We start from the raw sequence: 21,249 nt of genomic DNA, 5'->3' as shown, positions 1-21,249 counted from the left end.
CTTACACTTATATGAACTCGCTGAACATATTCTTTAGACGTTCCACCAAACCCGGCTTCGAAACGGCTTCCTGATTCGGAGCTGCATTCTGCTTGTTCCGGTTGACCGTCTTTTTATTCCCGCTGCTGCTGTTTCCGCGTCCGCGGAATCTGCGGACAACGTTATGCAGGATGCCTACCCCTCCGGTAAATCCGGGATCGCGGACTCCGATATAATCCGGCACCGCAACGCGCACAGAGGCTGATAGTTCAGTCTGGGCTGCTTTTAATACCCCCGGCATAGATACAGTGCCACCCGTTAGTATATAACCTCCGGGAAGCTCATTGTAACCAAGCCGCTTCACTTCCTGACGAATCAAATGGAAGATTTCCTGCACTCTCGGTTCAATGATCGCCGCAAGATCTTCCTGATTAAATTCTTTTTCCACATTGCTGCCGATCCGGAGCACCTTGAACACCACGTCAGAAGCGGCGTCGTCAATCCAGGCGCAGCCATACTTCAGCTTTACCTTCTCCGCCTGATCAGTAAGTGTACGGAGTCCGTATGCGATATCATTGGTTACAAATTCTCCGCCGATCGGGATCGTGGAGGTGGCACAAAGGGAACCTTCTTCATATACGGCTATCGTCGTTGAGCCCGCACCGATGTCAACCAGCACAGCACCCATTGATTTCTCATCTTTGGAAAGCGCCAATCCGCCGGCTCCAAGAGACATCAGTACAAGATCTTTGACTTTAAGTCCTGATTTCTCTACGCAGCGAAGCAGATTATGTATTGGCGTTTTGGCCCCGGTAATAATCGTCGCTTCCACTTCCAGACGAACTCCGATCATCCCGCGGGGATCCTGGATTCCTTCAAGGCCATCGACGATATATTGCTTGGCGACAACATCAATTACCTCGCGTTCAGGAGGCAGTGCAATAACTTCTGCTGCCTTGATTACACGATCGATATCATCTTCGCCGATTTCACGATCCTCATTCTGAACGGCCACGACACCATGACTGGATTGAAGCCCGATATGATTGCCGGAAATGCCGACATAGACCTCGGATATTTGTATACCGACCATTTGCTCCGCATGATCTACAGCACTCTTGATCGATTGCACAGTCTGGTCGATATCTACAATCGCACCTTTTCGTATTCCTTCCGAATCAGCAGATCCAACGCCAATAATATTAAAGGTTCCATTAGTAACTTCCCCAATAATTGCCCGAACTTTGGATGTACCGATGTCCAAACTAACAATGATGTCATTGTTGCTCAAGCCCTATGGCACCTCCTGTTATTATCAAAATGAAATGTAAAGCTGATTTAGTTTTTGATTTCCATTGAAGAAAAACTTCTCTGTACATATTCAACATCTCTAATCCTTTCCCTCTTTTTTCTACAAATTTTTTGAGTGGGATAATATTACAAGCATCTCGCATGAAGACAGTTGCTGCTAGAAACCTGAAAACAGGCATTTATTACATGAAATATAAGTGTAATAAAGAAATGTCATCCATATTTGATACTTCATTTCAAAAAATCCGAAGAAAAAAGAGGGACGTTGCCTATTGCCCGTAAAACCGATTGTAGCATTTTTTTCTTACTATTAGTAGGGCCTATTTACTCTTGCGTGTCCTCTTTCACATTCTCCTCTTTTACAGGTGCAAAAGGAACATAGGAATCCGCTTCAAGCATCTTGATCAGTCCGGGCTCCTCTGTCTCTATCACTTGATTTAAATACTCTACTTTATCCTTAAGCAAAGAAATTGCCGTAATGACTTCAAAATGCGAACGGGTATATAGCTTGATGCGGTCCGGAAAGGATAATGTTGGTGATGGCACAATCTCGGAAATGTCACTGGTCAGTTCATTCGGGATACTGGCGAGAGCCTGGCACAATTTGGCTTTATGGGGATCATCTTCCCCCCAGCTTGTCAAGATCGGCTTCTCCACCGCAATGCCCGTTTCATTCACGGAAACAGCAGCACCGCTGGATAGAATCGCCTCCAGTACGCCATCTTGATCCAATTCATAGGCAACTGCAGAGTACTCCTTAATACTGATGGTGACTAGACCGGGAAATTTCTTTTCCACACTGGCCTCCTGAACCGTCTTGAGCTCCTTAAGGCGATCGGCCACTGCGTCATTCGAGACGACAAAATACTGTCCTCCGAGGGCAAGTCCGCTTTTTTCAAGCAGCTCCTCACGGGTGGAATATTTGTTTCCCTGAAATTGAATCTCTGTAATCCGGCTCATTGACGAGCGGAAGAAAATCACGGCCAGCAGCGCAATAAACAGCAGCAGCAGAATGAAAGTAATCTTTCGGCTCATTTTTTTGGTAGGCTTGTCCTCTTTAAGAAGAGGTAAACGGGTTTTTGGCATCTCATATCTCCGTAATAAGGCCCTGTCTCCTTCCCACGCATGAAGCTGAAGGAGACAGGGAGCTTTAATTGGCCAAATCAAACGGACCCGGCACAGGTACTTTGCGGCTGATGCGTGCACCCAGCTTCTGAAAGAGCTGCTCAATGCCGTCATATCCGCGGTCAATATGATGCGCCTGCTCAACGACCGTGGTCCCATGAGCAGCGAGTCCGGCAATCACCAGGGCAGCTCCCGCCCGCAGGTCGGTAGCTTCCACCGTTGCTCCATACAGTCTCTGCACCCCGCGGATAAACGCACGGTTCAGATCAATGGAAATATCGGCGCCCATCCTGGCCATCTCCTCCACATGCTTGAAGCGTCCCTCGAACACCGTCTCTTTGATGACGCTGAATCCGTCGGCCAGCGACAGCAGCACCATTACCTGAGATTGGAGATCTGTGGGAAAGGAAGGGTAGGGAGAAGTAACGATTCGTTCCACCGCACGGGGACGTCCCATGCAACTGATATTAATTATATCATTGCATACGGTGATTTGAACACCAGCCCTCCTCAGCACATGGATCAGGGAGGTTAAATGCCCGGCATTGGTATGGGTCAATGTAACGTTGCCCCGCGTGGCGGCAGCGGCTATCATGACCGTTCCGGCGACAATCCTGTCGGGAATAACCTCGTACGTACAGGGATATAGCTTCTTTACACCTTGAATCGTAATGGTATCGGTACCGGCACCGATAATCTGGGCACCCATCTGATTCAGGAAATTCTGCAGATCCTGAATCTCCGGCTCTCTGGCCGCACCCGATATCGTTGTCGTTCCTTCTGCCATGGAAGCAGCCATCATAATGTTCTCCGTGGCTCCGACACTAGGATAATCCAGATGTATATCGCTTCCCTTAAGTCTTGCGGCCCGGCAGGAAATCCGTCCATTGCTCTCTTCAATTTCCGCCCCCAGCTGCTTCAGTCCCTGCAGATGAAGATCAATCTTGCGCTCCCCGATCGCACAGCCTCCCGGCTGATAAATCGTCACCTCTCCAAATCTGGATAATAACGGTCCCATCAGAAAAATAGACGATCTCATCTGCCGCATTAAATCCTCAGGAACATGGGAAGTGCCCAGCATTGACGTGTCGATGGTCACCGTCTCGTCTTCATGCACGCCCCTGCAGCCCAGCCGTTCCAAAATATTCAGCATTGTTTCGATGTCCAGCAGCTTCGGCACATTATGCAGTGAGTGAACTCCTTCGGCCAGCAGGCTTGCCGCCAGGATCGGCAGCGCCGCATTTTTTGCTCCATGGATACGTATGGTGCCTGACAGGGGGTTTCCACCCTCAATCACCAATTTGTCCAATGTATCACCTCCGAGATTACCGCTCACCCACCACAAGCACTTCCCGTACAAGCGCAATGAAATGTGCGGGATGGCCCTCCCGCTTTTGTCATCTCATAAACCGGAAGTGCCCTGGGTGATTGTCACGATTATAGGATTATCCTATGTTCATAACCCCGGGTGTGTGACAGTGGAGGATAACAAGAAGATTAACGCTCTAAGTACAGGTTCGGCACGGAGAATTGCTTTGCTGTTCACCAAGAAACTCACAACCTCTTAACTAGAAAAAAAGTGCGCGTTTCCCCGCCTAATTACCTGTTCACGCCATCGGGAAATAACATCGTCTTCAGTTATACATTACCCAACAACCTGCAGAAGACCTAGGCTTTACGGTTAGCCACGAGCCTGCGCAGCTCGGCCACGACCAGCGAGGCGGAATCTCTTTTGCCAAGACGTCTTGAGGCTTCCGACATGCTTCTCTGCACATCTTCTGCACCAATAATCTTCTGTACGGCCGCCAGCAGGGTCTGGCCGTTCAGATCCTTCTCCAGCAGTACAACCGCCGCACCTTCACGTTCCAATTGTCTGGCATTTGCTTCCTGATGATTATTCGTCACGTTGGGGGACGGGATAAGGACGGAGGGGATACCCAGTGCCGTAATTTCTGCAAGAAAAGATGCGCCTGCCCGGTTCACAATCAGAGAAAGACAAGCCAGAACCTCGGGCATATTGTGAATATAGGGAAGGATATGCAGCCAGCCTGACTCGCTTCCCAGCTTTTGACGCAGGGCTTTCCGGGTCTCTTCGAAATAGGACTCGCCGGTAACATACACATAATGAACACCATTACCCTTACCCAAATACGGGGCCATCTCAATCATCGCCTGATTGATGGCCTTAGCCCCCCCGCTGCCTCCGACAACCAGCACCACTGTGCTGCCTTCAGGAATGCCCAGTGATGCGAAACCTCTCTGAGCGCTGGCAGTCGTTACGGTTGTTGCCCGGGGATTGCCTGTATAAATGACGTTTTTGCCTCCCGGAAAGGCCGATTCAGTCCCTTCAAAGCTTACGGCAACTGTGTCGGCATACCGGCTGAGGAAGCGGTTCGTAAGCCCGGGAATGGCATTCTGCTCATGAATCAAGGTCGGAATTCCAAGACGGGAAGCCGCATAAACGACCGGGCCGCAGACATAACCTCCAGTGCCGATCACGACATCCGGTTTAAATTCTCTGAGCATTTCTTTGGAGGCTTTAACCCCCTTGAGGAAACGCATGACTGTCTTTACATTGTCCATGGAGAGCTTCCGGCGGAAGCCCGTAATATCAATCGCCTTGAATGGAATTTTCTCCTGGGGAACGATTTTGCTCTCCAGACCACGCTTGCCTCCGATATACAAAAAGGCAGAGCCCTTGTCTTCCTCTTCCAGTTGTCTGGCGACGGCTACGGCGGGATAAATATGTCCCCCCGTACCCCCGCCGCTTAATACGATACGCATGTCTCTCACCTCGCATAACGGGATAAATTCAGTAAAATACCGAGTGCTGTAAGCATCAGGGTCAGCGACGAGCCTCCATAGCTGATCAGCGGGAGCGTAATGCCCGTTACCGGCATCATGCCGATGACAACACCGATGTTGATGATAACCTGGACAGCCACCATACAGACGATGCCTACGGCCAGATAACTGCCGAAACGGTCAGGCAGGCTCATCGCCACCTTCATCCCGCGCCAGATTAGAATCAGAAACAGCAGCAGTACTGCCAGCCCCCCGATAAATCCGAGCTCCTCGGCCAATATAGAAAAAATAAAATCAGTCTGCGGCTCCGGCACGTAGCTGTACTTTTGCCGGCTCATGCCCAGTCCAAGGCCGCCAAGGCCGCCTGGTCCAATCGCATACAGCGACTGGATAATCTGGTAACCGGCGCCGAGCGGATCCGACCAGGGATCCAGGAATGCTGTAATGCGCTGCAAGCGGTATGGCGCGGCAGCAACCAATCCGGCGAACCCGGCGACACCGGCCACACCGAGTGACAGCAGATGCTTCATCCGGGCTCCTGCCGTGAACACCATCATCAGAGCCGCACCGAACATTACAGTGCCAGTGCCCAGATCCGGCTGCAGCATAATCAGCCCAAAAGCAGAACCAATCAATGCCAGGGGAGGAAGCAGCCCTCGAGTGAAGACGGAGATATCATAGTCATCCTGTCCCAGCCATTTTGCCAGAAAAAGAATCATCCCCATCTTCATAAACTCGGAGGGCTGAATTCCGAAGGAGCTGATGCCCAGCCAGCTCCGCGCACCGCCGCGCACAACCCCGATTCCGGGAATGAGCACCATCACGAGCAGAACGAAGCAGATGATCAGAGCAGGCTTCGCAAATTTTTTGAGCACCAGATAGTCCGTGTTGGCAGTAACAAACATTGCCCCGAGACCCAGTCCGGCAAACAGCAGCTGTCTTTTAACAAAATAAAACGAATCGCCATAATTGCGGAAGCCCAAAACGGACCCGGCGCTGTACACCATCACCATGCCGATTGCCAGTAGAGCCAGAATCGGAATCAGCAGCCAGATATCAGGCGCATGACGGGATTTCTTCATCAGGAGCACACCTCTTGCATCCGTAGTAGGGGCTTATCCACCCCCCTACTTAAAGGTTATGCACCGCCTCTTTAAAAATACGCCCGCGCTCCTCATACGAGGTAAACATATCCCAACTTGCACAGGCAGGAGACAGGAGAACAACATCTCCTTCTTCCGCAAGGGCGGAAGCCTCCCGGACAGCCTGCTGCAGCACGGCGGCGGCGCTCTCCCCATTATCGACGGAGATGATGTGCTTTACTCCTGCCATTTGCGCCACACTGGCCAGCTTGTCCTTTGTTTGCCCCAGGACCACCAGCCCCTTCACATTGCCGCTGAGGACAGGCAGAAGCTCCATATAATCGGACCCGCGGTCGAGTCCCCCGGCGATCAATACAATCGGCTCGCGGAACGAAGCCAATGCCATGGAGGTGGCTTTGGAGTTTGTTGCTTTGGAGTTGTTGTAGTAAGAGGCTCCAGCCTTATCCGCCACATATTCCAGACGGTGCTCCACCCCGCGGAAAGAAGCCAGCACAGCACCAAGACCCTCCGGAGCTGCTCCGGCAGCGATGGCGATTCCGCAGGCAGCCAAGGCATTCTCAACGTTGAACCGCCCCGGCAGGCCAATGGAATCCACCGTGGCAATCTCCGTCTCGCTCTCCGAATAATCACGATAAATGATTACCCGATTGTGGTCATCTTCGGTATCCGGCACAAAAGAGGGACGGACAAAGATGCCCTGAACCAGCTCCTCCGTCATGGAGAAAGGCAATAGGCTGCCTTTGATGTAAGGAACCAGGCCCCGGCAAACCGGATCATCCCAGTTCAGCACAGCCGTGTCAGAAGGTCCCTGGTTAGCAAACAGCTTCGCTTTGGAAGCCACATAATCGTCCATGTCGCCATGATAATCCAGATGGGTTTCGGCTACATTCAGCAGAGCACCCACCTTGGGACGGAAGGTCTCCGTCCCCTTAAGCTGGAAGCTGCTTAGTTCGACAACCATCCAGTTGTCCTCATCCGCCTCCAGAGCGGCCTGAGAGAGCGGCGTACCGATGTTGCCGGCAACAATCGGCTTCATCCCTGCGGCCTCCAGCATGCGGCCTACCCAGGTCGTAGTCGTTGTCTTTCCGTTGGAGCCGGTTATACCGATCATGGGGGCGGCACAGAGCCGGTAAGCCACCTCCACCTCGGTCACAACCTCGATGCCTAGCTGCAGCGCCTGCTGCACTGGAGGAACAGTGTAGGGGATGCCCGGATTTTTGACCACCAGGCTGACACCTGGATGAATCAGTCCTTCCGGATGTCCGCCGCATATAACAGAAATTCCCAAAGATTCCAGTTCGGAAGCTTCGGGACTTTGATCTCTTTCCTTTTTATCGTTGACCGTAACTACCGCACCGCGCTCATGCAGCACTTTGGCCACCTGGACCCCGCTTTTAGCCAGCCCCAGGACGACCACCTCTTCCCCTCGGTACATATCCGGATGTTTCATTCTTTACAACCCCTTGCTGATATATAGTCCTACTGCCGCCAGCACAAGGCTAACCGCCCAGAAGGAGACAACAACCCGCCATTCCGACCAGCCGCCGAGCTCAAAGTGATGGTGGATCGGGCTCATTCTGAAAATGCGCTTGCCGCGCGTTTTAAAGGAGGCTACCTGCAAAATAACAGACAGCATCTCAACCACAAAAACTCCGCCAATCACAACAAACAGCAGCTCGGTTTTGGTCACAATCGCAATCGCCCCGATCGCACCGCCAATTCCGAAGGAACCGAAATCTCCCATAAATACTTTTGCCGGATGGGCATTAAATACCAGAAAACCTAATACCGCCCCGATCATCGCTGCTGCGCAGACACCGGCAGCAATCGAGGTAGCCTGCATGGCCACTACGGCAAAGGCGGCAAGCGCGATCGCGCTGACACCCGACAACAATCCGTCTACTCCGTCAGTAAAGTTTACTGCATTCGTGACCGCCATCATCATGAGGATAATAAATGGATAGTAGAACCATGCGCCCCAATCGAAGCTGATGGAGGTTCCCGGTATGCTGATGCCTGTGTTATGGCCGGAGTTAATCAACAGAACGCATAACACCACCCCGATCAGCAGTTGACCTGCCAGCTTTTGTCGGGCTGTAAGTCCCAGCGAACGCTTGAAAGCAATTTTAATATAATCATCAAGGAAACCAATCAGCCCGTAACCGAGCGTTGCTACCAAAAGGACATAAAAGTCCGAATTCACCACGGAAAATTTCAGAAAAGATAAAGTGAAGGCCACCATAATAATGATACCGCCCATGGTAGGCGTTCCAGCTTTTTTCAAATGAGTTTGCGGTCCGTCATCACGAACCTGCTGTCCGAATTTCATCCGTCTCAGCAGCGGAATGATCAGCGGAGCGGCAATGACCGCAAGGATAAAGGACACAGCAATCGTCAGCAGCAGCAGTTGATAATCCATGGGTACACCCCCTCCAATATGTTAAGTTTGCTCAAAATGTTTGTTTAGGCTCTGCAGTACTTCTTCCAAGCGCATCCCTCTGGAAGCCTTGAACAGCACAACATCGTCAGGACTGCATTTCCCGATCAAGACGGAAGTCAGCTCCGCTTTGTCGGTAAAAGAAAAGACGCGTTCTGCTCCGAATTTGTCCCTTGCCGTCTCAGCAATGTGGGCGGAGAGTGGTCCATACGCAAAGACCAGATCCGTTTCCTCAGGATCGAGATAAGTCCCGATCTCCTGGTGGAACCGAACTTCATCCGGCCCAAGTTCCAGCATGTCCCCCAGCACAGCGATTCGGCTGCCAGTGCATTTCATAGACTGCAGCACATCAATCGCTGCTTTCATCGAGGTAGGACTGGCGTTATAAGCATCATTCAGCAAGGTAAGCCCCGAAGAGGTCAGCATCACTTCAATCCGCATGCCGGTCAGCTTAAGCCTCTTCAGTCCATCCTCTATGCGGTCATCAGTTACGCCGAAATGACGTGCAACCGCAAGCGCGGCCAATGCGTTGACTACATTATGCCTGCCCGGCAGCGGGAGCGTATAGGCACGCTCCTTGTGGAGGTAACTCGTAAAGGTCATACCTCCGCTGTGCGTCATCATCCCGGTCGGATAATCATCGTTATCCGTAGAGATGCCGAAACGCAAGGTTTGCATTCCCTCGGGCGCATGGAAGGAGGCTTCAGCCATAACCTCAGCTAGCAGCGGCTCATCCCCGTTATAGATCAGCAGACCTCCCGGCTTCAGTCCTTCGGCAATCTCCAGCTTGGCCCGGGCAATCTCCTTGCGGGAACCGAGCTGCAGCAAATGGGATTCACCTACATTCGTGATGACGGCCACATCAGGCGCAGCGAGCGAAGCGAGCAGGGCGATTTCGCCCCTTGAGCTCATCCCCATCTCCAACACGGCGATCTCCACATCCTCGCGCATAGAAAGGACCGTAAGCGGCAGTCCGATATGGTTATTGAAATTGCCTTGAGTTTTATGAACCTTAAATTGTCCTTCAAGCAAGGCTGTAATCATATCCTTGGTAGTCGTTTTGCCGTTGCTGCCTGTAACCGCAACAACCTGCGGAGCAATTTCGCTCAAATAAGCAGCAGCCAGCTTCTGCAGTGCAGACAGCGTGTCTTCTACCAGAATAACCCCGCCGCCTTCAGGCGCAGTCCCCTTATCCTTCTGCCATAGCGTTGCGGCCGCTCCCGCAGCCAAAGCTGCGGCACCATAATGATGTCCGTCAAAGTTGTCTCCGGCAAGCGGAACGAACAGACAGTCAGACGTAATTTTGCGGGAATCGGTAACTACTCCGGCAATCTTCACATTCATATCTTCAGCGGAAAACACTTCTCCCCCGCACATGTCAGCGATATTTCGCAGCGTTCTTGTAATCAATAGCTTCGGCCCCTTATCACTTCTTTGGCGACAATGCGGTCATCGAAATCATGAACCACTCCGCCGATCAACTGGTAGGTCTCATGACCTTTCCCCGCAATCAATACTACATCGCCGGGGCTTGCCATTTCAATAGCTTTTCTGATCGCTTCCCGCCGGTCGGGAACCATTTCATAACGTTCCTGCGCTACCCCATCCTCTTTCAGTCCCGCTTCAATATCCCGCAGAATCAGCAGCGGATCTTCAGTCCGTGGGTTGTCAGAGGTCACAAATACGTTGTCGCTGTATTTGGCTGCGATCTTCCCCATCAACGGCCGTTTAGTGGTATCTCTATCGCCGCCGCAGCCAAAGACGGTAAGCACTTTGCCGGTTGCAAATTCGCTGACTGCCTTCAACACATTTTCAAGGCCATCCGGTGTATGGGCATAGTCAACGATAACCGCAAAGTCCTGCCCCTCATCCACCGACTCCACCCGTCCGTCCACACCTGGCACAGACTCTAAGCTGGCTTTGATCTCTTGAAGCGGCACATCTTCTAGAAGAGCGGCAGTGATAGCGGCAAGTGCATTATATACGTTAAACTTGCCGACCATGCGCAGAGAAATGTCTGCCTCACCCTTAAACGTATCCACATGGAAAAATGTTCCTTTGGATGTGATCGAAATTTGTGAGGCTCGGACATTTGCCTTGCTGTCGATGCCATATGTAATCACTTCCGCTGCAGTCTGGGCAGAAAAATAAGCGCTCGCCTCATCGTCCGCGTTAAGTACGGCATATTTGCGCTCTTCTTTCCAGGGAGAAATAGCGTTGCCGAGACGGGAGAAGAACAGGCCTTTAACGGCGCGATACTCTTCCATTGTATGATGATAATCGAGATGATCCTGGGTTAAATTCGTAAATATTGCTGTGCGGTAATCCGTCCCCTTCACGCGTCCTTGCTGCAGCGCATGGGAGGATACCTCCATCACGCAGCAATGTACACCTTTAAGCACCATATCTTGAAGCGTACGCTGCAGTTCAAGCGACTCCTGCGTGGTGCCTGACATCGGATAACTTTGTCCGTCATACCGCATTTGAATGGTTCCGATCAGTCCCGTTTTTACACCATGGTCCTGCATGATCCGTTCAATCAGATAAGTGGTGGTAGTTTTGCCGTTGGTGCCAGTGATCCCTATCATTCTCATGCGGCTGCTAGGCGATCCGAAGAAGACATTTGCCAGCACGGACATAGCAAACCTGCTGTCATCCACTACGAGCTGGGGCAGATCAATATCCAGCCGCCGCTCGCAGACGATGGCAGCGGCTCCACTCGCGGCAGCCTGCGGGGCAAATTTATGCCCATCCACAGTATGTCCCGGCAAACAAATAAATAAATCACCCGGTTTCACCTGGCGGGAATCCGTCTGAAGATCGGAAATCTCTGTGTCACCATCGCCGTATAGGCGCGAAGCTGCAAGACAAGAAGATAGTTCATTAATGTTCATAGCAATCCCTCACTCTGCTTTGTCATTCTTATCATTCACCGGAAGACCCCATATAAATCCTGATTGTCGAGCCTTGTTCGACTCTAGCTCCCGCTTTGGGGGCCTGATTGACTACGGTATTGCCTGAGCCTGAACGCACGAGCGTAAAATTCATATTGAGATCTTCATAAATATCTTGAACTGTGGCGCCTGTCAGATCGGGAACCGTCACAATCGGAGTCTCCCCGTACTTATAGGTTTTGGGAAGCTGGTCTTTACGCTCCGGCACCTTCAAATAACGCAGAGAGTCCTCAAGAATGTTCTGTACGATCGGAGCCGCCACCACGCCCCCAAACTGTATGCCCTGTGGATTATCCACCGCAGTGTACACAACAATCTGCGGGTCATCCGCAGGCGCAAAGCCTACAAAAGATACGATATGCTCCGTAGGAGAATATCGGCCATTGATTACTTTCTGTGCCGTCCCTGTCTTGCCCCCCACACGGTAGCCGTCAATAAATGCCGGCCTCCCGGTGCCTTTGGCAACTACGCTCTCAAGGGCAGCCCGCACCTTCTTCGAGGTTTCCTCGGAAATAACCTGCCGCACTTCTTGCGGCTTCACTTCCGATACCGTCTCACCTGTATCCGGATTAATCCATGCCTTGGCAACATGAGGCGTGTACAGCTTACCGCCGTTTATTGCCGCAGACACTGCCGCAATCTGCTGAATCGGTGTAACCGACACCCCTTGGCCAAAGGCTGTTGTAGCGAGTTCCACCGGCCCCACCTGCGAAGGCTTGAACAGGATGCCGCTTGCCTCCCCGTTCAAATCGATCCCCGTCTTCGTGCCAAAGCCGAAATCACGGATATATTTGAACAAGGTATCTTTGCCAAGACGCTGGCCCATCACGACAAAACCCGGGTTGCAGGAATTCTCCACCACTTCCAGAAAGGTTTGGCTGCCATGGCCGCCTTTTTTCCAGCAGCGCAGCTTCGCCCCGCCGACCTCAATAAAACCGGGGTCAAAAAAATGCTCATGCTGCAAATCCACCTTCCCCTCCTGCAGCGCCGCAGCCAGGGTAATAATCTTGAATGTCGAACCCGGTTCATACGTCATCCATATCGGCAGATTACGGTTATACACTGCCGCATCGTATTCCTTGTAAGCGCCCGGCTCATAACCCGGCCGGCTCGCCATTGCCAGAATCTCGCCATTCTTCGGATTCATGGCAATAGCCCAGCTGCCCTGAGCTTGATATTTCACCATTGCCTGATCCAGCTCACGTTCCATAATGGACTGGATCTGCTTGTCAATGGTCAACTGCAGACTCAGTCCCTCCTGGGGTTCGAAATACTTCTCAGAGGAGCCAGGCATTAACCGGCCGCCTGCATCAGACAAATAGGATATTTTCCCGTCAATTCCCCGCAGCAGTTTATCGTAAATATTCTCAACGCCGGTGATGCCTTGATTATCAATTCCCGTAAACCCAAGAATATGGGCCGCCAAATCCCCGTAAGGATAATAACGTTTGTTGTCCTCAGCGACAACGATGCCCGGCAGCTGCAAATCACGGATGCTTGCGGCAAGCTCCATCGTAATTTTGCGGCCGCCGGGCTGTAACTTCACCGAAGACTTCCCTTTAGACAGCAGCGTCACTAGCTTCACCTCAGTCATGCCGAGTAGTGGAGCCAGCTGTTGTGCTGTTCCTTGCTTATCCTTCACCTGCACAGGAACCGCATAAATCGTAGGCGAGCTGACATTATAGGCCAGTGACGTCCCTTCACGGTCCAATATTTCACCGCGTTTTGCAGTAAAAGGTATGTCACGGCGCAGCAAATTTTCCGCCTTGGCGCTGAGTTCTTCGCCTTTGGACAACTGCACATAGGCAAGACGCACGGCCAGAGAGCCGAACAATACGGCCAATCCCAGCAGCGTCCACAGCATTCTCTGCCGAGTTACGACTTTCGAAACCTTCATTCCGTTCTCCCCGCTTTCGCTCGTATAGACATGATCTCTTATCACATGACTATTCGGGACAAACAGGGCTTAGAACAGCCTGTACGATTGCCGCTCGTAAGCTAATCGGGCTAACACGGTTTTACCGCTGCCGGAACGGCTTCGGTTCACTTCTTTAAATAGCCTGAGATTCCCGGCTACTCTTCCGCTGCATCCTCCGCAGGTACCGTAACCGGGATATCCTCACCGTATTCATTGATCGGATTGAGCTTCAGAGTAACCAGCGGCTTGCCATTTTTGATGCCTTCCGTTTGCTCGGAGACATACCCTTCGCCATCCACTGCAATGCCAATCTTCAGAAGATTGAGAATTTCCAATGCATCCCGCAGGGATTGCCCGCGCAAATCCGGAATGGTCTGTTTCTCCCCCTGCTGAGTTAACAGGTAAATGCGCTGTCCTGTTGCAAGCACAGTTCCTTTCTCTGGGTACTGGCTGACCACAGTAGCTCCTTGACCCACCGTTTCAAAATCATATCCCCCATTGATAAGCAGCTCTCTGGCTGCCTTCACGGTTTTGCTGGTCAGATCAGGTGCCTTGCGCTGTACAGAGGCTTGCGCCTTGACCGTTTTCTTGCCGCTGTCCGTATCGCTCGCGTCACCCGTTTTGGGCACGCCCATATAGGGCAGAGCCTGGGATACGATCTCCTTGAACACCGGGCCCGCCGCGACACCGCCGCCGGCAGCGTCAGCAGGCTCGTCAATGATGACATAGACCGCGATCTTCGGATCATTGACCGGTGCGTATCCGAGAAAGGAAGAGCGCACCTTGTCCCGGTCATAACCACCCTTGCCGTCTGGCTTGATCGCCGTCCCGGTCTTGCCCGCCACACGGTAGCCCTCAATGTAGGCATATCTCCCGGTCCCATGCTGCAAATCCGCAACAACCTGCTCCAGATAGCTTCCGGTCTCGCGTGCGCTTTCCTTCGAGATGACCTGACGCACAACCTCAGGCTGGGTGACCGTTGTCTTCCCGGTATTCGGATCGGTAATTTCCTTGACGACATGCGGTACCATCAGCTTGCCGCCGTTCGCAATCGCTGCCACCGCCGTAAGCTGTTGGATCGGAGTAACTTCCAATTTCCCGTGACCGTAAGAAAGTGTAGCATTTTCCGACACATTATTCGGGTCGGGGTTAACACGCCCGATGATTTCTCCCGGAAGGTCGATACCTGTTTTATCTTTGAAACCAAAATCAGTGATATATTGCAGCAGCCTTTCCTTTCCAAGCATTTCATAGCCTAGCTTAACAAAAGCTACGTTGCTGGAACGTTTAACCCCTTCAAGGTAAGTGATTTCACCCCATCCTACTCTGTTGATATCAGGAATAGGCTTGCGCAAACCCTTGAGTTTGATTTGGCCGGACATGAAATAGGCATTCGGATCAAAGAGGTTTTCCTCCACCGCACCGGCCAGCGTTACAACCTTGAACGTCGAGCCCGGCTCAAATCTCGACATGATGGCGTGGTTATAGAAGTCCCCCGGTTTCGTTTCCGAATTCCAGAATTCATTGGGATTGAAGGTAGGCAAATTGGCCAGGCCCAGAATCTCCATCGTGTTCGGGTCGGCGGCAATCACACTTATGGACTTTGGTTTGTACAGCTCATAAGCCTTTTTCATCGCTTCTTCGATGTAATACTGAATTGTGCTGTCGATGGTCAGCTTGAAATCACTGCCGTTCACGACAGGCTGAAAAGTATCCTGTGAGTCAGGCAGCTTAAATCCTTTGCCGTCACTCTGGTAATTGAGCTTGCCGTCGACGCCTTTAAGCTGCTTGTCGAAATATTTCTCCAGCCCCGCTATGGCAATGCCGTCTCTGTCGGTATAACCCAAAATATGCGCGGCAAGTGTTTTCTTGGGATAATAACGCCTCTGCTCCCTGACCGTGCCGACGCCGGTTTCAAGAATATCATGCTCCTTGCGGAGCTTTTTGATAAAAGCGTCCACTTTGTCCTTCATTTCCTGATCGATTTTCCAGCCTTCGGTGCGGACCTCGCGATTCTTGAGAAGATTGCCTTTATCATCCTTGGCCTCAACCAGTATCTTCAACTGATCCACCGGCTTGTTCAGCAGGTCATGCAGACCCTGAATAACTTCTTCCCCGATCTTCAGCTCAGCAATGACTGCAGGGTCCACCACAACGGTATACGCCGGGACATCACTTGCCAGAACAATGCCGTTGCGGTCCTCAATCGTTCCCCGCACCGCTTTAATAACCGATTCATGGGCCCACTGCTTGGCCGCCTTTTCCTGCCAGGACTCGCTTTGCAGAACCTGTATCCAGAACACCCTGGCGACTAAAACAAGAAAAAAGAGGGTAATACACCCTCCTATAAACAGCGTGCGAAGTTTTATTCTTTTTAACATAAGGAAACCTCACAAACTCTATTATTGCGACTTCTGCCAATCGCTATTGGTTATCTCCGTCAGTTGAAGTACTGCCCACCGGCACATAAATAGTGGTATCCTCAGGCGGCTGCACGTATCCCAGCTTTTTTGCCTTCTCGATTACCAGCTGCTCTAAATTCTGCTTCTCCATCTGATAGGTGGCAATCTGCTTTTTGTTGTTTGCAATTTCGCTGTCCAGCTTCTGAGCCTGCAAATTCAAATCATAAATGTGGACGTAACGCCAAATCAGGGCGACAGCCACCAGCACGAATGCTCCCAGTGTCAGCATATACATCAGCTTCTCCTGCAGTGGAATCACCATCCGCCTAGTGACAACTTTTGTCTTCTCGCGGTAAAGCGGGTTTACCTCTTCTTTTCTCTTGGGTTGAACTGCTAAATTGCCGCGGGTATAGGCCATCTCTGACTCTCCTTTATCGTCTTTTTACAATTTCTCTGCAATACGCAGTTTCGCTGAACGGGCGCGCGGGTTAAGCTCCAGCTCTTCCTCGGAAGGAACGAGCGGCTTGCGGTTAATTAACTTGAGAGTGCCTTCAGCGCCGCATACGCAAAAAGGAAAGTCAGGCGGGCAAGTGCATCTGCTTAAATAGCTGCTGAAGATTTGCTTGCAAATCCGGTCCTCCAGAGAATGGAAGGTAATTACTGATACCCTTCCTCCGGGTGCCAGGCAGCGCACTGCTCCATGAAGTCCTTCCTCGAAAGCGCCAAGCTCGTCGTTCACGGCGATTCTCAGACCCTGAAAACTGCGTTTGGCGGGATGTCCACCCGTCCTGCGCGCAGCTGCAGGGATGCCTTCCTTAATCAGCTCAGCCAATTCGCCTGTACTTTCTACCGGCCGTTCCTCTCTTCGCTCCACAATTTTGCGGGCGATCCGCCGCGAGAACTTCTCTTCTCCGTATTGGAAAAGCACGCGGGCGATTTCCTGCTCGCTCCATGTATTGACGATTTCGGCTGCAGTCAGCTCTGCGGACTGGTCCATCCGCATATCAAGCGGAGCATCGTGATTATAGCTGAACCCCCGTTCCCCTTCATCGAACTGGGGTGAGGATACGCCAAGATCAAACAGGATTCCGTCGACCTGGGGAACGCCATCTTTTTGCGGCACAAAAGGAAGCTCCTTCAGCACCTGCTCAAGATCGCGGAAGTTGGTCTTAACCAGAACAACCTTCTCCCCGTATTCAGCCATCTTCTCCCTCGCATTGTTCAAAGCCCACTCATCCTGATCCAGACAGATCAGCCGGCCTTCGCCGCTAAGCTTGGATGCGATAAGAGAACTGTGTCCGGCTCCTCCGAGCGTACAGTCAACGTAAATCCCATCCTTCTTGATGTGCAGCCCTTCTGTCGCTTCTTCCTTAAGCACCGTGATGTGGTGAAACAAGCTGCATCCCTCCAGGGCAGTATTCGAATTGTGTTTGTGTATGTTATAGATCAAAATTGAAATCCACCAATTTTTCGGCAATCTCGTTGAACGATTCCTCTGACTGTTCGAAGTACTGCTCCCATAGCTCCTTGTTCCAGATCTCCACCCGGTTCGAAACGCCCAGAATAACACAGTCCTTGTCCAGCTTGGCATATTGCCGCAGATTCCCCGGCAGATTCACCCTGCCTTGCTTGTCCCATACACATTCTGTCGCTCCTGAGAAAAAAAAGCGGCTGAAGGCACGGGCATCCGATTTCATCAGTGAAAGGCTTTTGAGCTTTTGCTCCATGATTCCCCATTCTTCCATGGGATAAACAAACAGGCAGGAGTCGAGGCCGCGGGTCGCTACGAAAGAGGTTCCGAGCAATTCACGGAACTTGGCCGGAATAATGATACGGCCCTTGTCGTCAATGCTATGCTGGAATTCCCCCATAAACATAGTTTTACCCACCCCTTGCTACCGATTCCCCACTTTACCCCACTTTACACCACCTAAGCATAATAGATTCGCCATTAAAAATCAAAAACCTTTTTCCGCAGCAAGGTAATTTTTTCTTGTTTGTCAAGTCATCCCCTCCACAGGCACCTGACTCCATGCATTCATCCATCCGGATCAAAAAAAGAAGCCCGCACCATATACATGGCAACGGGCCTATCGATAAAGGATAAAATACCGCTTAGTCGTTCAAATTCCAGCTGTCCAGATATTCCACCTGCGCTGGAGTCAGGCTGTCGATAGCAATTCCCAGACTTTCGAGCTTGTAGCGTGCCACCTGCTCATCCAGGTCATAAGGAACATTCTCCACTTTGACACCGATGCTCTTGTAATTATCATTCACATATTTAAGCGACAACGCCTGCAAAGCGAAAGTTGTATCCATTATTTCCGCCGGATGCCCATCGGCCGCACCCAGATTGACCAGCCGGCCTTCAGCCAGCAGATACAGCTTGCGTCCGTCCTTCAACTGGTATTCCTCGATATTTTTACGCACAGTGCGCTGGGATACCGATCGTTCCGCAAGTTCCGGTTTATTCACTTCCACATCAAAATGTCCGGCATTGCACATAATTGCGCCGTCCTTCATAACATCATAATGCTCGCCGCGGATGACATACCGGTTGCCGGTAACCGTAACGAAGAAATCACCGCGTTTGGCCGCTTCCAGCATCGGCATCACATGAAATCCGTCCATATGCGCTTCCACTGCCTTGATTGCATCCACTTCAGTGACGATTACGTTAGCGCCCAAGCCTTTAGCCCTCATGGCTACCCCTTTGCCGCACCAGCCGTAACCGACTACAACCACGGTTTTGCCTGCTACAATCAGGTTGGTTGTACGGACGATCCCGTCCCATGCCGACTGGCCCGTACCATAACGGTTATCAAACAAATATTTGCAATACGCATCATTGACGGCAACCATCGGGAACTTCAGGATGCCCTGCTTCTGCAGTGCCTTCAGCCGAATGATCCCTGTAGTGGTTTCCTCAGCACCGCCGCGGATATTCTCCATCAGGTCGGGACGTTCCGAATGCAGCAGGGTCGCAAAATCTCCTCCGTCATCGATGATCAGATCCGGCTTACTCTCCAGAGCCTTGATATTCAGTGCCTTAAACTCCTCCGGTGAGGGATTATATTTGGCGAACACTGTAATGCCGTCTTCGACAAGCGCCGCGCAGACATCGTCCTGGGTCGACAGCGGATTTGATCCGGTTATTGTAACTTCAGCACCGCCCGCCTTGACTACCTTCGCAAGATAAGCCGTCTTTGCTTCCAGATGCAGCGTAATCGACACCTTCAGCCCTTTGAAAGGCTGTTCAGCTTCGAACTGCTCGCGGATGCGGTTCAGCACCGGCATATGCTGGCGGACCCAGTCGATTTTCAGATGCCCTTCATGCGCGAGCGACATGTCCGCGACAATACTATTTTCTTTCGACATTGAACTCATTTATGAAACCTCCTAAAAGTTTTGTAAACATAGACTTCCTTAGACTAACTTCGAACAAAACTTCCTTCGTAAGCTTACTTCTCTTTTCCTACATATAAATAATACGGTGCGTTCCGCTGAAGTCGGCGGGTATGGTCAGCAGTTCATCCAGCCAAGCCGGGCCGTAGCGATTCAAGTAATACATCATATTGTATACTCTTTCCTGCGGCTTTCCCAGCGGCATGAGTGACAGCTCAATCCGTTCCCATTGGCGGAGCGCAGCTTCATTTTGTTTCTCCATGGCATCCTGGGCTTTTCCCTGTAAAAATGCAATCTGATCCAGGATCTTCTCTTTATTGTTATTGCCTAATTTAAGCAGACCGGCCTGAATCGTTCCGAGCTGTTCGATCAACGGCTCATACATGGCGGAGAAGGCTTCCTTCGTTTCCTCGAACCGGCGGCCAAGCTCGAGTTCATCCTGGGCGGTGATCCATTCTTTCCGTTTCTGTTCAAGCCCTTGTCTCACATCCTCGAAGGAGAGGCTGTATTTATTCATATGCTTATGCAGTGTTCCTTCTATGACAGTAAAAGACATGCGCGGAAGGATCAGCGGCATCTGTCCGCCGACAACTTCAAAGGCATTGCGTGGAATGGCCCAATAGGCCAGTTCCCCTTGTCCCAATACCGTGGCCAGAACCGGCAGGACATAATCCTGCATAAGCGGGCGTGTCAGCACATTGTTGCTGAACCGTTCAGGATGGTCTTCAAGCACTGCCAGCAATTCCTCCGGTGAGAAGGAGACGGCACCCTTGCGGTCAGTATATCGCCCATCCGCCTTATGCAGCAGCAGCCGCGCACCTTCATGTATATAGAAAAGATTCGCATTGCCGGAGGTCACATCTGCCTGCAGCTCATATCCTCCGTCAACTATACGCATTGCCGATTGTTTGTAGGCTGCTTCCAGCTCACCATTGCGTTCAATCAGTTTGGCAAAAAACGGCTTCTCCAGCTTGCGCAGTTCCGGATCGGCAGAATCCAGCAGAATCAGGCCGAATTTGCCGAATAGCGAACCGATCAGTTTGGCAAAAGCATCGCTCATGCTGCCCGCCATTCGTGACGATTCACGGATAAACTCCATGATTTGCGGTTTGAATTCACTTTCTTGAAGCAAGCCAGCCAGCTCGGCAATGACCTGCTCCCATCCCGATTCTTCTACCTTAATATCACTGACAGACGAACGGGGGCCATCAGCTTTGTCCAGCTTGATTCTGGTGATCTCCCCGGTGCGGTTTAAGACAAATGTATGATTAACCTCGTCCCAGTCATGATCTTCACCGGCAATCCAAAAGAGCGGCACAACCGGCCGTCCAAGCTGGGCTGCAGCTTCTTTTGCCGCCTGGATGGTAGTGATCGCCTTATATACGACAAACAGGGGACCTGTAAACAGGCCGCTTTGCTGCCCCCCGGTCACCACCAGCGTCCCTGGCTGTTCCAGCAGCGCCAGAGCATTCGTTACCGCAGAATGGGGATTATGCTGTTCGTTATAGAGCCGTAAGGCTGAAGCAATCTTAGTACGGTCGGCACGCTGATGTTCATTTGCATCCAGCCACGCCGCCCGTTTCTCTCGGCTGTCTTCATTTCTGAAATCCCCGCCGTACAAATGCTCTACCGTTTCATAACGGTCTATATAGTCGCGTGCGAGCGCAGATCCGCCCGGGATCGGTTCCGGTACTACTTCCATGTACTAATGCCTCCTGTTCAGCTATGCCTGCTATATGTAATCACAAGTTCGTAAACTCTTTATGATTGTATCCAATGTAAGTGTTGGCGTCAAAAAATAACTTAAGAT

At 51.5% G+C, this 21,249-nt stretch carries 16 protein-coding genes; all 16 read right to left on the bottom strand.

What is annotated here, in order from left to right:
* Window positions 1-7: 7 nt before the first annotated feature.
* Window positions 8-1,270: a cell division protein FtsA gene (ftsA, locus tag NYE29_RS18185; RefSeq protein WP_038595357.1), complete on the bottom strand. Its 1,263-nt coding sequence runs from the start codon at window positions 1,268-1,270 to the stop codon at window positions 8-10.
* A 344-nt stretch (window positions 1,271-1,614) separates the two neighbouring features.
* Entirely contained in the window at window positions 1,615-2,376 is a 762-nt protein-coding gene (locus NYE29_RS18180) for a cell division protein FtsQ/DivIB (RefSeq protein ID WP_340896971.1), read from the bottom strand.
* 64 nt (window positions 2,377-2,440) lie between these two features.
* Window positions 2,441-3,724, bottom strand: coding sequence for a UDP-N-acetylglucosamine 1-carboxyvinyltransferase (murA, locus tag NYE29_RS18175; RefSeq protein ID WP_038595361.1), 1,284 nt, complete (start codon window positions 3,722-3,724; stop codon window positions 2,441-2,443).
* 359 nt (window positions 3,725-4,083) lie between these two features.
* Window positions 4,084-5,199, bottom strand: coding sequence for an undecaprenyldiphospho-muramoylpentapeptide beta-N-acetylglucosaminyltransferase (gene murG, locus NYE29_RS18170; RefSeq protein WP_340896970.1), 1,116 nt, complete (start codon window positions 5,197-5,199; stop codon window positions 4,084-4,086).
* Between the two features lie 5 nt (window positions 5,200-5,204).
* Window positions 5,205-6,302: a stage V sporulation protein E gene (spoVE, locus tag NYE29_RS18165; RefSeq protein ID WP_340896969.1), complete on the bottom strand. Its 1,098-nt coding sequence runs from the start codon at window positions 6,300-6,302 to the stop codon at window positions 5,205-5,207.
* 49 nt (window positions 6,303-6,351) lie between these two features.
* On the bottom strand, window positions 6,352-7,773 hold the full coding sequence (gene murD / locus NYE29_RS18160) for a UDP-N-acetylmuramoyl-L-alanine--D-glutamate ligase (RefSeq protein WP_340896968.1): 1,422 nt from the start codon (window positions 7,771-7,773) through the stop codon (window positions 6,352-6,354).
* A gap of 3 nt (window positions 7,774-7,776) precedes the next feature.
* Window positions 7,777-8,742 (bottom strand): phospho-N-acetylmuramoyl-pentapeptide-transferase, encoded by a 966-nt coding sequence (gene mraY / locus NYE29_RS18155; RefSeq protein WP_340896967.1) that lies wholly within the window; start codon window positions 8,740-8,742, stop codon window positions 7,777-7,779.
* A 21-nt stretch (window positions 8,743-8,763) separates the two neighbouring features.
* Window positions 8,764-10,170, bottom strand: a complete 1,407-nt coding sequence (locus NYE29_RS18150) for a UDP-N-acetylmuramoyl-tripeptide--D-alanyl-D-alanine ligase (RefSeq protein ID WP_340896966.1) — start codon at window positions 10,168-10,170, stop codon at window positions 8,764-8,766.
* The gene (locus tag NYE29_RS18145; protein ID WP_340896965.1) at window positions 10,167-11,654 is read right to left on the bottom strand and encodes a UDP-N-acetylmuramoyl-L-alanyl-D-glutamate--2,6-diaminopimelate ligase; all 1,488 of its coding nucleotides are present in this window, start codon (window positions 11,652-11,654) and stop codon (window positions 10,167-10,169) included. The genes NYE29_RS18150 and NYE29_RS18145 overlap by 4 nt, the downstream gene beginning before the upstream one ends.
* A 31-nt stretch (window positions 11,655-11,685) precedes the next feature.
* Window positions 11,686-13,611, bottom strand: a complete 1,926-nt coding sequence (locus NYE29_RS18140) for a stage V sporulation protein D (RefSeq protein WP_340896964.1) — start codon at window positions 13,609-13,611, stop codon at window positions 11,686-11,688.
* Between the two features lie 176 nt (window positions 13,612-13,787).
* Window positions 13,788-16,013, bottom strand: coding sequence for a penicillin-binding transpeptidase domain-containing protein (locus NYE29_RS18135; RefSeq protein ID WP_340896963.1), 2,226 nt, complete (start codon window positions 16,011-16,013; stop codon window positions 13,788-13,790).
* Between the two features lie 43 nt (window positions 16,014-16,056).
* A complete protein-coding gene (locus NYE29_RS18130; RefSeq protein ID WP_038595373.1) occupies window positions 16,057-16,452 on the bottom strand; it encodes a hypothetical protein in 396 nt (131 codons plus the stop codon).
* Window positions 16,453-16,476: 24 nt separating this feature from the next.
* A complete protein-coding gene (gene rsmH, locus NYE29_RS18125) occupies window positions 16,477-17,430 on the bottom strand; it encodes a 16S rRNA (cytosine(1402)-N(4))-methyltransferase RsmH (protein ID WP_340896962.1) in 954 nt (317 codons plus the stop codon).
* A gap of 43 nt (window positions 17,431-17,473) precedes the next feature.
* Window positions 17,474-17,911 carry a division/cell wall cluster transcriptional repressor MraZ gene (gene mraZ / locus NYE29_RS18120; RefSeq protein ID WP_038595376.1) on the bottom strand — a complete coding sequence of 146 codons (438 nt, stop codon included), beginning with the start codon at window positions 17,909-17,911 and terminating at the stop codon, window positions 17,474-17,476.
* A gap of 238 nt (window positions 17,912-18,149) precedes the next feature.
* Entirely contained in the window at window positions 18,150-19,421 is a 1,272-nt protein-coding gene (locus NYE29_RS18115; RefSeq protein WP_076109040.1) for an adenosylhomocysteinase, read from the bottom strand.
* 88 nt (window positions 19,422-19,509) lie between these two features.
* The gene (bshC, locus tag NYE29_RS18110) at window positions 19,510-21,141 is read right to left on the bottom strand and encodes a bacillithiol biosynthesis cysteine-adding enzyme BshC (protein ID WP_340896961.1); all 1,632 of its coding nucleotides are present in this window, start codon (window positions 21,139-21,141) and stop codon (window positions 19,510-19,512) included.
* Window positions 21,142-21,249: the final 108 nt, after the last annotated feature.

The organism is Paenibacillus sp. FSL M7-1046 (assembly GCF_038007405.1).
GTDB lineage: Bacteria > Bacillota > Bacilli > Paenibacillales > Paenibacillaceae > Paenibacillus_AQ.
The sequence above is the reverse complement of the archived record's forward strand: the minus strand, read 5'-3'. Positions and strand labels throughout refer to the sequence as shown.